10 protein-coding genes are annotated in these 13,445 nt (G+C 42.2%); 7 read left to right on the top strand and 3 right to left on the bottom strand.

The window, feature by feature from the left end; genetic code table 11:
* The first annotated feature begins 127 nt into the window (after positions 1–127).
* Entirely contained in the window at positions 128–2,806 is a 2,679-nt protein-coding gene (locus P1X15_RS22335) for a TonB-dependent receptor domain-containing protein (protein WP_277340360.1), read from the top strand.
* Positions 2,807–2,899: 93 nt separating this feature from the next.
* Here P1X15_RS22335 and P1X15_RS22340 read toward each other — a convergent pair whose 3' ends face one another.
* The 3 genes from P1X15_RS22340 to topA all read right to left on the bottom strand — a co-directional run bounded on the left by P1X15_RS22340 (position 2,900) and on the right by topA (position 6,973).
* On the bottom strand, positions 2,900–3,226 hold the full coding sequence (locus tag P1X15_RS22340) for a multidrug efflux SMR transporter (RefSeq protein WP_273212177.1): 327 nt from the start codon (positions 3,224–3,226) through the stop codon (positions 2,900–2,902).
* A 132-nt stretch (positions 3,227–3,358) separates the two neighbouring features.
* Positions 3,359–4,216: a dienelactone hydrolase family protein gene (locus tag P1X15_RS22345; protein ID WP_277340361.1), complete on the bottom strand. Its 858-nt coding sequence runs from the start codon at positions 4,214–4,216 to the stop codon at positions 3,359–3,361.
* Positions 4,217–4,510: 294 nt separating this feature from the next.
* On the bottom strand, positions 4,511–6,973 hold the full coding sequence (gene topA / locus P1X15_RS22350) for a type I DNA topoisomerase (RefSeq protein WP_277340362.1): 2,463 nt from the start codon (positions 6,971–6,973) through the stop codon (positions 4,511–4,513).
* A gap of 455 nt (positions 6,974–7,428) precedes the next feature.
* Here topA and P1X15_RS22355 point away from each other — a divergent pair, with 455 nt between their 5' ends.
* The 6 genes from P1X15_RS22355 to P1X15_RS22380 all read left to right on the top strand — a co-directional run bounded on the left by P1X15_RS22355 (position 7,429) and on the right by P1X15_RS22380 (position 13,170).
* Positions 7,429–8,667, top strand: a complete 1,239-nt coding sequence (locus P1X15_RS22355) for a NupC/NupG family nucleoside CNT transporter (protein WP_277340363.1) — start codon at positions 7,429–7,431, stop codon at positions 8,665–8,667.
* A gap of 74 nt (positions 8,668–8,741) precedes the next feature.
* Entirely contained in the window at positions 8,742–9,524 is a 783-nt protein-coding gene (locus P1X15_RS22360) for a M48 family metalloprotease (RefSeq protein WP_277340364.1), read from the top strand.
* A gap of 66 nt (positions 9,525–9,590) precedes the next feature.
* Complete coding sequence (locus tag P1X15_RS22365) at positions 9,591–9,836, top strand: DUF6364 family protein (protein ID WP_273212168.1); 246 nt, start codon at positions 9,591–9,593, stop codon at positions 9,834–9,836.
* Complete coding sequence (locus P1X15_RS22370) at positions 9,836–10,249, top strand: PIN domain-containing protein (RefSeq protein WP_277340365.1); 414 nt, start codon at positions 9,836–9,838, stop codon at positions 10,247–10,249. Before P1X15_RS22365 ends, P1X15_RS22370 begins: the two co-directional genes overlap by 1 nt.
* A gap of 68 nt (positions 10,250–10,317) precedes the next feature.
* The gene (locus P1X15_RS22375) at positions 10,318–12,510 is read left to right on the top strand and encodes a S9 family peptidase (protein WP_277340366.1); all 2,193 of its coding nucleotides are present in this window, start codon (positions 10,318–10,320) and stop codon (positions 12,508–12,510) included.
* A 75-nt stretch (positions 12,511–12,585) separates the two neighbouring features.
* Complete coding sequence (locus P1X15_RS22380) at positions 12,586–13,170, top strand: Uma2 family endonuclease (RefSeq protein WP_277340367.1); 585 nt, start codon at positions 12,586–12,588, stop codon at positions 13,168–13,170.
* The last annotated feature ends 275 nt before the right edge of the window (positions 13,171–13,445 follow it).

Here is a 13,445-nt window from a genome sequence, read left to right on the forward strand (position 1 = left end):
CGAGTCTAGGTTGTAGTTGGTCGTTTTTCTCCAATTCCTAACTCTTTAGGTGCAACATTTGTACCTGAAATTTTGTCATAAATAGTAGATAATCCTTCTGAACAATATACTCACTTAAATAATTCTAATGAAAAAGTTTGTTTACGTTTTAACAGCCGTATTAGGTTTTTCTTACTCGCTTCAAGCTCAGTTTCCAGGTGGTGGAGGGTTTGGAGGCGGTGGTCGTGGAGGCGGTGGAAACCGGGGATTTGGTCAAGAACAACAACAGCAACAAATGCCTGACTTACCCCGTGGCAATGGTCGTGTATCTGGAATAGTCCTTGATTCTTTAACTGGTAAGCCCGTCGAATATGCTACTGTGGCTCTTTTTGAGGTAAAATCAGGAAAGCCTATCGATGGTGGTGTGACGGATGTAAAAGGAGCATTTTTACTCAAAGGTGTGCCTGATGGAGAGTTTAAGTTTGTGGTGAGCTTCATTGGTTACAAAAACTTTGAAGTAGCTAAGCTTACGATAGGCAAAGGAAATAAAGAACAAAATTTAGGGAATATCAATCTCCCACCAGATGTTCGGAGTTTGGCAGAAGTGACAGTAGTAGGTGAAAAACCTATCGTTGAAGATAAAGTAGACAGATTGGTATACAATGCCGAAAAAGACATTTCTAATGCCGGTGGCGATGCCGGAGATGTATTGCGTAAGGTTCCGATGTTGTCGGTTGACCTCGACGGAAACGTGTCGATGCGTGGTAGCCAAAACATCAGAGTGCTTATCAATGGTAAACCTTCTACCATTGTAGCAAACAGCGTGGCAGATGCCTTGAAAATGATTCCTTCGGATCAAATCAAGACGATTGAAGTGATTACATCTCCTTCTGCCAAGTATGATGCCGAAGGTTCGGCGGGGATTATCAATATCATCACCAAGAAAAATACGCTACAAGGAATTACAGGCTCGATTGACGTGGCCGCAGGAAACCGTTCTAGCAATTTATTTGGGAATGTGAACCTTCGCACCAAAAAATTGGGTGTGTCCATCAACGGTGGTGGGCGTATGATGTACCCGCCTACTGGTGGTTATATCAATATCAGTCGTCAACTTCCTTCAGGTGACTTTTTGCGTACGCGCCAAGAAAACGACGGACAGCAACTTGGAGGCTTTGGCAATGTGCAATTAAGTCTTGACTATTCGCCTACTACCAAAGATAACTTTACTTTGAGTGTGCGTAACAGCCGTAGGGCGTTCAATCTTGAAAATACCCAGCAATCGTACAGCATTTTTGGAACGGTGACTACGCCTACGTTTGGTAATCAAATTGATACCAAAAATATTGGTAACAACTTAGATGTCAACTTTGATTATACCCGTAAGTTTGAAAAAGAAAACAAGGAGTTTAGCGTGTTGGCACAGCTAAGTCAGAATACTGGTGACAATAGCTACACTCGTGACCAATACAGAGGTGCTTCGGCAGGAGAGATTTTTTATCGTGAAAGCAACCCCAACAAGAGTTATACTCAAGAGCGTACTTTGCAGATTGACTACCAAGATCCTTTGAGCAAATATGCCCAAATCGAAACAGGTGCCAAGATGATTTTGCGTCATATCGAAAGTGATTTTCGCTTCAACTACGATAGCACAGGAAGAGGTAATTATATCGCCAATCCGCAACGTACCAATATCTTTAGCTATGATCAAAATGTGTTTGCGGGTTACTTGTCTTTCTTGTTCCAAACTACCAATAAGTGGGGTTTCAAACCTGGGCTTCGCTATGAATACACTCAAATTGGCGCTCAATACCAAGATGCCCCTAAAGTGAATTTGCCAAATTTTGGTACGTTAGTGCCAAGTGTAACAGTGTCAAAAAGCCTCAAAGGTGGTAAGACCATTCGTTTTAGCTACAACCGCCGTATCCAACGCCCTTCGGTGCAATTTTTGAATCCTAACGTTTCGCAAAGCGACCCTTTCAATGTATCGTTTGGTAACCCCAATTTGGATCCAGAATATACCAACAACTTTGAAGTCAATTTGAGTACTTTCTTCAAAACAACTACGCTCAATTTTTCAGCTTATACTCGTTTGACTACCAACTCCATTGAAACGGTACGTTTTAGAGGAGGACAGGAATTGTTTAATCAGCTTACGCAAGCACAAGGTGTAAGTGTGGGTAATGTTGTGATAAGCAATAACACTTTGTTGACAACCTACCAAAATATCGGTAGCAATAGCGCCTATGGGTTTAACGTATTTGCGATGGTGAAGCCCATTCGTACCCTTACTATCAATGGTAACGTAGACGTTCGCTATATTACTCTTAATAGTCCAGCATTGGGAGTGAGCAATCAAAACTGGACTTTCAATCTCTTTGGTCAAGTTCAGTATCAGCTTGGCAAAGATTGGAGCGCTCAATTGTTTGGTTTTGGACGAGCTCGCGAAATCCAACTTCAAGGTACCAGAGGGGGATTCATGGGATATAGTCTCAATATCTTGAAAGAATTCAAAAAACAGCAAGCAAGCCTTGGTTTTGGTGCTGAAAACTTCTTACAGAATGCTTTCCGTCAGCGTACCAACTTGGAAAGCAATACCCCTGGCAATGTATTTACCCAAGAGCAGGTCAACTTAATGTATAACCGTGGTTTCCGTATCACTTTCCGCAAGCGTTTTGGAAAAATGAGCTTCGACGGCAACTTCTTCCAACGTAAGAAAAGTGTCAACAACGATGACTCCAAACAAGGTGGCGACAATAGTGGAGACTCGGCAGGAGGTCAAGGTGGCCAAGGTAGCCAAGGTGGCGGAGGCCGCCGTGGCAACTAATTCAAGCAGCTTTTCCTTATATCCACTCCGTTAAAAAAAAGTCCCTTCCAAATAGTATTGGAAGGGCTTTTTTATGGGGAAAGTTTATAAAACTTAGTGCGATACTACTTTTAGTCCAATAATGGAACCGATAAGGGTAAAAATGAAAAACAAACGCCAAAAGTCAGTGGATTCTTTGAAAAATAAGATTCCTATCAGTACCGTCCCCACCGCACCAATACCTGTCCACACGGCATAGGCTGTTCCCATGGGTAAAATCTGCGTGGCTTTGTAAAGAAGATACATACTAATAATGAGGCTTAGAAAGAAACCTACCATCCAGCCCATAGCAGTAGTACCAGTGGTTTCTTTGGCTTTACTCAAGCAGGTTGTAAAAGCTACTTCAAACAAGCCTGCCACAATCAAAATCAACCAATTCATGTTTTTGGAATTTTTAATAAGAGAAAATGAATTCAAAAAAATGGGATAAACACGCGCACAAAAAAAGTTGCCCCTTCCATTATTTAAAAAGTGCTAAATAATGGAAGGGACAAAAATATTTTTAAATATACCTTATTTTAGTTTCTTATTAAAAAGCCCAATCGTTCGTTCCCAGGCCAATTTGGCAACGGCTTCGTTGTAGCGAGTGGGAGCGGTGTCGTTGTTGAAGGCGTGCTGTGCCCCTTCGTATATGTAGAGTTGATAATCAGTGCCCGCTTTTTTAAGGGCTTCTTCATAGGCCGGAATACCCGCATTGACTCGTTCGTCGAGCGCGCCATAATGTAGCATCAAACTAGCTTTGATTTTGGGCACATCAGAGGCCTCGGCCTGACGCCCATAGTAGGCTACGGCGGCATTGAGGGTAGGTACATTGACTGCTAGCTGATTGGCCATCGCTCCGCCCCAGCAGAAACCCACACAGCCCGTTTTGCCAGTACAGTCGTTGCGACCTTTCAGATAATCAAAAGCTTTGACAAAATTGCTAAGGTTTTTCTTGGCGTCCAATTGACCAAAATAAGTACGTACTTGTTCGGCGTCGGCAGGCGTGCCTCCAAAAGGCGAAAGAGCATCGGGTGCAAGGGCAATAAATCCCGCTAACGCTACCCGCCTTGTCACGTCTTCTATGTGAGGATTGATACCACGGTTTTCGTGGATGACTACTACGGCAGGATATTTGCCAGGAGCAGCTGGGCGTGCCAAATAGCCTTTCATTTGGGTGTCTTCTCCGGGATAAGTGATATTTTCGGTGATTAGACGCTCATCACTAGGTTTGACAGTAGTGGCATGTGCATAGTTAACTTCTAATAAAGGCAAAACCGCCATTGCTGCTGTAGTGCTACCTGTGAGCGTAGTGAGACGTTGTAAAAAATCATCTCTTTTAAGTGGCTTGTGGGTATATTCATCAAAAAGGTTTATGATACGTTGATCCATGTGCTAAGTGTTTAGGGATGATAAGTGGTTTGAAATGACTAATTTACGACTATTTTTCGATAAAATAGTTAAGTGATTTGTTTAAGATTTTGAACTGAAAATGCAGTGCCTATGGTACAAAAAGAGCTTACCCCAAACTATCACTTGGGGTAAACAATGGTGCTGCGTCTTTGACGCAAACTAAATAGTTGATTTTTATCAGAAAATTATTTCAGGATTTTGCAAGTTAAACAAAAGCGCCGCCCGTATTTGACGAGCGACGCTAAGTTGAGATTTTAGAAAAGTCTTTAAAGTTTAGCTCCCAGCCAATTTTAGACAATCTTCTAATGTAAGTGTAGTAGGATCAGTATCTTTTGGAATCTTGATATTTCGCTTGCCTACCGCAATATAGGGACCATAAGGACCTCTCAATACTTTTACCGTTGGGTTCTCGGGAAACTCACGGATGGTTTTATTGTTTTCGACTTCGCGTTTTTTCTGAATGATTTCTAAAGCTTCTTCTCTCGTTAGGCTTTGTAAGGTTTTGCCTTTAGGTAAAGAATAATATTTATCATCATGTTTGACATACGGTCCGTATCTACCAGTACCTGTGGTGAGAGGTTTACCTTCTAGCTCACCGAGGCCTTCGCCTTCATTGGCTAGGTCGCCACGCTTGAGACGAATCACTTCTATGCAGCGTTCGGCTTCTACCGTATAGGGGTCGTCGTTGCGGTCGAGCGAATAATATTTGTCGTCGTGCTTGACATAAGGGCCATATTTACCGACGCCAATAATCATAGCTTTATCTTCAAAAAATCCAACTTCGCGCGGAAGGGCAAACAGCTCTAAAGCTTCCTCTAAGGTAATGGTTTCGACGAGCTGACCTTTTTTGAGGTTAGCGTATTGGGGCTTGCTGTCTTCGGTGGCTTCGCCAATTTGGACATAGGGTCCAAATTTCCCAATTCTAGCCGAAACAGGCTTTCCGGATTTGGGATCGAGTCCTAGCTCTCTTGCTTCTGCTTTTTTAAGAATTTTGGAGCCTTCTACTTCTCCGATTTTTTGATGAAAGCCTTGATAAAAACCATCAATCATCTGTTGCCAAGAAAGCTTACCTTCTGCGATTTCGTCAAATTCTTTTTCGACATTGGCAGTAAACGAATAGTCAACCACATCAGGAAACAACTCAACCAGAAAATCATTCACTACCATGCCTGTATTGGTGGGGAATAATTTTGCTTTTTCAGCACCAAAATTTTCTTTTCCTTTGGTTTCTTTGATTTCGTTTTGTTTCAGAACCAGTTCTTTAAACTCTCTTTCTTGTCCCTTTTTATCTTGCTTGACTACATATTCTCGCTTGATAATGGTCGAGAGAGTAGGAGCATAAGTAGAAGGACGCCCAATGCCCATTTCTTCTAGTTGCTTGACCAAACTTGCTTCCGTAAAGCGAGGTTTGGGGCGCGAAAATTTTTGGGTTGCTTTGAGAAAATTGAGCAATAATGATTGTCCAATCTTGAGCGGAGGAAGCATCCCTTTGGTTTCTTCTTCTTCGTCGTCTTTAGATTCTAAATAAACTTTCAGAAATCCGTCAAATTTGATGATTTCTCCTTGGGCTATAAGTTCTTCGCTAGTGGTCGAAATCCCGACAGTGGCAATGGTGCGTTCGAGTTGCGCATCAGACATTTGGGAAGCGATGGCACGTTTCCAAATCAATTCATACAAACGCTGCTCGTTGCGGTCGTTGCTGGCTTTGAGTTCCCCAAAATTAGTAGGGCGGATGGCTTCGTGGGCCTCTTGAGCCGATTCTGATTTGGTTTTATAGACGCGTTGATAATGATATTTCTGTCCGTATTCGGTGATAATCTGGTCTTTGGCTTTTTGGAGCGCTTCTTCCGACAGGTTGGTGGAGTCGGTACGCATGTACGAAATCTTCCCAGCTTCGTAAAGCTTTTGGGCGACGGTCATGGTTTGGGATACCGAAAAACTCAACTTGCGAGAAGCTTCTTGCTGAAGGGTGGAAGTGGTAAAAGGTGGTGCAGGCGATTTCTTGCCGGGTTTTACTTCTAGATTTCGAATACTGAAAGTAGCTCCTTTACATTTTTCTAAAAAAGTACGAGCTTCTGCTTCAGTTTCAAAGTTTTTGGGCAATTCTGCTTCTAACACTTTGCCGCCTTCGAGGTCAAAACGCGCTGTTACTTTATAAGAAGATTTAGATTCGTGAGCATCTATATCACGTTCACGCTCTACAATAAGGCGCACAGCTACCGATTGTACCCGCCCTGCCGACAAAGCACTATTGTTACCTATTTTAATTTTGCGCCAAAGTACCGGTGATAGTTCATAACCCACAAGACGGTCCAATACCCGTCGGGCTTGCTGAGCATTCACCAAGTCCATATCGATAGAGCGTGGATTTTGAATCGCTTTTTGTAAAGCACCTTTCGTAATTTCACGAAATACGATTCGTTTGGTATTGTTTGACAACCCTAATGCTTCCTTCAAATGCCACGAAATAGCTTCTCCCTCACGGTCGTCGTCAGTAGCTAGCCAAACCTCATCTGATGACTTGGCTATTTTTTTTAACTCATTGACAACCTTCGTTTTTTCGGGTGAAATTTCGTAAGCAGGAGCATATCCATTTTTAACATCTACGCCTAAGTCCTTATCAGGCAAATCACGAACGTGACCGAAGCTTGATTTGACCGTGAAATCATTTCCGAGGTACCCTTCAATGGTTTTGGCCTTGGCCGGCGACTCTACAATTACTAAGTTTTTCGACATGGTGGGTTGATTTAGTCCCATAAATTACTGTCAAATATAGGAGAGAATTATACAAAAAAACAAAGTGCAATTTTTTTGAACTGTTAGAAAGTAGACAAATTAAGGCGTTTTTTGGGGGGGGCGTTTTAGAAAAGAAATGCTATGAGAACAAAGATTTAAGAAGAACAATGAGATTCGTAAATGTATTATAATGAGCTTGTTATGTATAAAAAAGGTGTGCTGGAGAGTGATATTTATTTTATTCTGTTTTTGGCAAGCTAAAAATATCTTGACAGACTGGTTAATTTTTTTGAATTTGGTAGGAAGAGACCGTTTGTAAGCCATAAAGATTCATAATGACAAACGTTTTTTTGGAAAAAAGAGGGAGAATTACCAAAAAAACAAAAGCATTCCTATCTTTACTCGCTTGATTTAACCAACTATTAACCGACACTAAGCGCTATTTAACACACTTCATGGAACGTTTTACTGGACTGATTGGTATTATTTTGATTTTAGGCCTTGCCTACGCACTTTCCAACAACCGAAAAGCTATCAATTACCGTACCGTAGGGGTTGGGCTTGGCCTTCAATTTGGGCTAGCGGTTTTTATTCTCAAGACTTCAATTGGCCAAACCCTCTTCAATTGGTTGGGACAAGGAGTTCAAAAAGTCCTGAGTTTTTCTGACAAAGGTGCGGAGTTTGTTTTTAGTCCTCTGGTAAAACCTTCGATTCTCAACAAAGCTTTTGGCGCTGGCAATGATTTCATTTTTTTCTTTAGTATCGTTCCTACTATCATCTTCGTGGCGGTATTGGTCAATATCCTTTATCATATCGGCCTCATGCAACGCATTGTGGCGGTATTGGCGCGACTCATGAAGTGGCTCATGGGCGTTAGTGGCGCCGAGGCTTTGTCCAACGTAGCGAGTGCTTTTGTAGGCCAAGTAGAAGCTCAGATTATGATTAAGCCTTACTTAAAAGGAATGACTAATTCCGAGCTGTTGGCTTCTATGACGGGTAGTTTTGCTTGTATTGCAGGGGGCGTGATGGCTACCTATATTAAATTGGGTGTACCTGCTCCCTATTTGATTGCGGCAAGTTTGATGGCGGCTCCGGGGGCATTGGTCATTTCAAAAATTGTATTTCCCGAAACCGAAACCTCCGAAACAAAGGGAGTTGTAAAGTTGGAAATCAAAAAATCTCATGCCAATCTGCTTGACGCTATTGCTGCCGGAGCAAGTGAAGGCTTGAAGGTAGGTTTCAATGTGATTGCGATGCTCATTGGGTTTATTGCTTTGATTGGGTTACTAGATTTCTTCTTGGGAAAAATCGGTGGTTTGTTTGCTTTCCCTACTCTAAGTCTCAATTTCTTATTGGGTAAGGTGTTTTCGGTATTTGCGTGGGCGATGGGTGTCCCTTCCAAAGACGTAGAAGTAGCGGGAGCGTTGATGGGTACCAAAATGGTTATTAATGAATTTGTCGCTTACCTTGATATGGTACATATTAAGGATACTCTTGATGCCAAAACCATCGCTATCACAAGTTTTGCGTTGTGTGGCTTTGCTAATTTTAGTTCTATCGCTATCCAAGTAGGAGGAATTAGTGAATTGGCTCCTAATCGTCGCTCCGACTTGGCTCGTCTTGGCTTCAAAGCGTTGATTTGTGGTACGTTGGCCTCTTATATGTCGGCTACTTTGGCGGGTTTGCTTTTATAATTAAATATTATACCTTTCCCCGAAAAAGGTAATTCAAACATTAACTTTCCCCGTCGGGGTGGGGATTTACTACTATGGGACGTTCACGTTTTGGAGGTCGATTGTTGGTTGGCATTATTATGGCAATCGTGGCCTTGATTGGATATTTTAGTAAAACTCAGGTGAACCCCGTGACGGGCGAAAAACAACACGTAAATCTTACCCCGCAAGAAGAAGTTGCCTTGGGATTACAAAGTGCTCCCCAAATGGCCGCTGAATTTGGTGGTTTATACCAAGATACTAAAGTACAGGCTTTGGTCAAGAAGGTAGGACAAGGAATTGTACAAAATACGGAAGTAAAAAATTCGCCTTATCAATTTGACTTTCATGTATTGGCCGACCCCGAAACTATTAATGCTTTTGCCGTGCCAGGAGGGCAAATTTTCATTACGATGGGCTTGCTCAAACGCCTCAAAAGCGAAGATCAATTGGCGGGCGTGCTTGGGCATGAGATTGGTCATGTGGTAGGGCGGCACTCTGCCGAGCAAATGGCCAAGCAAGACCTTTTGGGAGGATTGGCAGGAGCGGCTTCAGTGGCTTTATCTGATCCCAATTCTCCTAATGGAAGTGCGTACATCGCACAGTATGTGGCCAACCTCGTCAATCTAAAATATGGTCGTGACGATGAACTCGAATCAGACGATTTTGGCGTAAAATACATGGTGGCTACTGGTCGCAATCCTGAGGCGATGATAGAAGTGATGGATATTTTGGCGCAAGCAGGTGGGCCTAACCGCCCTGCGGAATTTCAAAGTACCCATCCAAGTCCCGAAAACCGAGTCATGAAAATCAAAGAGGCAATGGCGAAGTATCGGTAGAAAGATGCGTATCGTAAAATTCTTTGAGAATAGAAACGTTTTGTATTTTTACTAAAAAGATAGAAAATGAGCACTAAACTGACTTTAAATCTGGATAAAAGCGTAATAGAAAGTGCGAAGGATTATGCTAGAAGTCATCATACAAGTCTTTCGAAGCTGATAGAAAATTATTTAAATTCACTAATGGCAAAGGAGAAAAATGAAACTACTGTAAGTCCACTTGTAGAAAGTTTGACAGGAATCATTCCCCAAGATTCTGAGAATGAGAGTCAAAAGGAGTATTATGATTATTTAAGTAATAAGTATTCCTAATGAAGAAAATCTTTGTTGATACTAACATAATACTGGATTTACTTCAAAAACGAGAAAGCTTCTATATGGAAGCACAAGAGCTTTTTACTTTGGCTGATAAAAACGAAGTAACGTTATATGTATCAGCATTAACACTTGCAAATATTCATTATTTACTTGCCAAACACTATGGTTCAATAGGAGCTAGAAAAATTATTGCTAAATTCAAAGTACTTGTTGAAGTGCTTGCTATGGATGATAAGATTATAGAACTAGCTCTAGTCTCAGATTTTAGCGATTTTGAAGATGGAATTCAATACTATACTGCGCTCGAAAATAGCATGGAAGTGATTCTCACAAGAAATAAAAAAGATTTTAAAAATGCTACCTTACCTGTGTTAACCGCCGGAGAATATCTCAGATTGTTCAAATAATTGAGCCGCGCTTTAGCACTTAAATCAATCCCTAAACGGCGAATTTACTTACAATGAACCCAAACTTCATGAAACAAACCCTTCTTGTCTTTGCCTTGTTTTTGTCGCAGCTGTCGCTGTGGGCGCAGTTTAACCGTGGTGTGCAGTGGACTAGTGATGGCAATGGCTACATCCGACTCGAAAATAAAGAGATTGTCCAATATAGTCTGCCCAATCTAGAAAAGAAAACGCTCGTATCGGCGCAGCAACTGACCCCCAAAGGACAAGCGGCCCCCCTTACTATTAGAAGTTATGCGTTTTCGCAAGATGGTCGTAAAATCTTGATTTATACCAATACTGCTCGCGTATGGCGCTACGATACCCGGGGCGATTATTGGGTGCTGGACCTCGATAAAAATACCTTAACTCAATTGGGAAAAGGGCGTCCTACCTCTTCATTGATGTTTGCGAAGTTTTCGCCCGATAGCAAAAAAGTAGCCTACGTAAGTGAGCGCAATGTATACACCGAAGACTTAGCTACCGGAAAAATAACCGCCCTCACCAAAGACGGAACCACTCGCCTTATCAATGGTACGTTTGATTGGGTGTATGAAGAAGAGTTTGATTGCCGCGACGGCTTCCGTTGGAGTCCTGACAGTAAAAACATTGCCTACTGGCAAATCGACGCTACCAAGATTCGTAATTTCTTAATGATTAATAATACGGATTCGACTTATGCCTTCAATGTACCAGTAGAATATCCCAAAGTCGGTGAACGCCCTTCTCCTTATCGAATAGGCGTAGTAAGCGCGGCTGGAGGGCCTACGAAGTGGATGAGTACCTTGGGCGACCCTGGCAATACCTACGTGCCACGCATGGAATGGGCCAATGCCAATGAGTTGATTATGCAACACCTCAACCGCAAGCAAAATGAATCTACAATCTTTTATGCCGACATCAAAACGGGCAAAATCACCCCTATTTATGTAGACAAAGATGATGCTTGGGTCGAAACCAAAAGTAGCTATTCTTGGAGTGATTCGCCAGAAGGCTGGGATTGGGTCAACGACAAAAAAGAGTTTTTGTGGCTAGGTGAAAAAGACGGTTGGCGGCATATTTATCGGATTTCGCGCGATGGTAAAACCGAAAAATGCCTTACCGTGGGTGACTATGATGTAATGTCGGTGGTGTCGGTGGATGAAAAAAATAACGTCATTTTCTTTACAGCTTCACCCGACAATGCCACGCAGACGTATCTTTATAAGGTAAGTTTGGACGGAAGTGGTAAAGCCGAACGCGTTTCGCCTGCCGGCCAAGTGGGCACCCACCGCTACGATATTTCGGGTAATAGCCTCTGGGCTTCGCATTCGTTTTCGAATGCCAATACGCCTCCTATGAGTGAGTGGATACGCTTGCCAGAGCATAAGGCGCTCAAAGAATCGGACGATATTGCTAAGAAATTGGCAGCGGCGGCTTCCACTCCCAAAAAAGTCGAATTTTTTAAAGTAAAAACCGACGACGGTATTGAGCTAGAGGGCTGGATGGTAAAACCTACTGATTTTGACCCTTCTAAAAAATACCCCATTGTATTTACCGTTTATGGCGAACCCGCAGGCTCTACCGTCAAAGACAGCTGGGGCACCGGACGCAATGGATTGTACGTGGGTGATATGGCCAAAGACGGATACATCTACGCTTCTGTTGACAATCGCGGTACGCCTTCACCTCGTGGGCGGGCTTGGCGTAAGGCTATTTATCGTAAAATTGGCATTGTCAATATCCGTGATTTGGCAATGGGAGCTAAGGCTATTTTTGCCCAAAACGCATTTATTGACACAAGCCGCGTAGCGGTTCACGGCTGGAGTGGCGGTGGGTCTTCTACGCTCAATTTACTTTTTCAATACCCTGATTTGTTTAAAACAGGAATTTCGGTAGCAGCCGTAGCCGACCAACTCAGCTATGATAATATCTATCAAGAAAGATACATGGGAATTCCGCAAGAAAACCGCGAAGATTTTGTGGCTGGCTCGCCTATTAGTCACGCTAAAAATCTGCGCCCGACCCAAAACCTTCTCTATATTCATGGTACGGGCGACGATAATGTGCATTACCAAAATGCTGAAAAGCTTGTCAATGAGCTTGTAAAATATAATAAACAGTTTCAGTTTATGCCTTATCCCAACCGCTCGCACGGGATTTATGAGGGAGAAGGAACTTCACGGCACTTGCATACGCTTTTTACCAAATACTTAAAAGAACATTGCCCCCCCGGAGCTAGATAAGCTTTTCTCAACAATCAATCCCGAACAGCCCCAAAGCGTTCGGGATTTTTTATCTTTGCATAAACCTATATTACTATGGAACAGCTTGCATTCCAACATCGGCTAACAATAGAGGAGTATTTAGCTTTAGAAAGAGAAACACATACTAAATACGAATATCACAACGGGGAAGTTTATGCAATGGCTGGAGGAACGCCTACCCATAGCTTAATCGCTAATAATGTAGGAGCGTCTCTCAATCTTTCGTTGAAAGGAAAGCCTTGTTTTGCTTACAATAGTGACTTGCGCATTGCTACTTCACGCAATAAATATGTATATCCAGATGTGTCTGTAGTATGTGGTAAAATAGAATCATTTGAAGAACTAAAAAATGCCGTTAGTAATCCCGTCCTGATTATAGAGATTTTGTCAGAAGAGACAGAGGCTTACGACCGGGGAGGGAAGTTTATGCGCTATCGAATGATTGATTCTTTCAAAGAATATGTTTTGATAGAACAACGTTTTCCTTTGGTGGAAGTCTTTTCTAAAAATGAATGGGATAAATGGGAATTCAGAACATTTACTGACCTTGATTCGATTGTAATATTGCGTTCAGTAAATATTGAAATTCGGCTTTCAGACATTTACTATGGGGTGGCTTTTTCGTCATTTGAATTTTAAAAAATGATAATTCCTCACGACTTAGCAAAATGCTTTAGGCCGTAAGCAATAAGCTTTTATTAAAAAAGGTTTTGAATCCTAAACAGGCCTCCGTTGTGTTTTCCTAAAAATCTCACAAAAAATGCCTACTGCTTATAGCTTATCGCCTAGGGCTAGGCAGCTACAAAAAGAACAAGTTTCTTCTCTCTTGCTTTTTTGAATTTTCCTGCTAATTTTGTTTAGCTATATCAGCACCCCGCCAAAGTGCTTAGGAAAAGATCATAAGTGCTACACTT

Source organism: Runella sp. MFBS21 (genome assembly GCF_029433105.1).
In the GTDB taxonomy this organism is placed as follows: Bacteria; Bacteroidota; Bacteroidia; order Cytophagales; family Spirosomataceae; genus Runella.

Bases quoted from the DNA above. Each gene is read 5' to 3' on its own strand.
- P1X15_RS22340 (WP_273212177.1), bottom strand. From the start codon at position 3,226: ATGAATTGGTTGATTTTGATTGTGGCAGGCTTGTTTGAAGTAGCTTTT.
- topA (WP_277340362.1), bottom strand. From the start codon at position 6,973: ATGTCGAAAAACTTAGTAATTGTAGAGTCGCCGGCCAAGGCCAAAACC.
- P1X15_RS22335 (WP_277340360.1), top strand. From the start codon at position 128: ATGAAAAAGTTTGTTTACGTTTTAACAGCCGTATTAGGTTTTTCTTAC.
- P1X15_RS22375 (WP_277340366.1), top strand. From the start codon at position 10,318: ATGAAACAAACCCTTCTTGTCTTTGCCTTGTTTTTGTCGCAGCTGTCG.
- P1X15_RS22365 (WP_273212168.1), top strand. From the start codon at position 9,591: ATGAGCACTAAACTGACTTTAAATCTGGATAAAAGCGTAATAGAAAGT.
- P1X15_RS22380 (WP_277340367.1), top strand. From the start codon at position 12,586: ATGGAACAGCTTGCATTCCAACATCGGCTAACAATAGAGGAGTATTTA.
- P1X15_RS22355 (WP_277340363.1), top strand. From the start codon at position 7,429: ATGGAACGTTTTACTGGACTGATTGGTATTATTTTGATTTTAGGCCTT.
- P1X15_RS22360 (WP_277340364.1), top strand. From the start codon at position 8,742: ATGGGACGTTCACGTTTTGGAGGTCGATTGTTGGTTGGCATTATTATG.
- P1X15_RS22345 (WP_277340361.1), bottom strand. From the start codon at position 4,216: ATGGATCAACGTATCATAAACCTTTTTGATGAATATACCCACAAGCCA.
- P1X15_RS22370 (WP_277340365.1), top strand. From the start codon at position 9,836: ATGAAGAAAATCTTTGTTGATACTAACATAATACTGGATTTACTTCAA.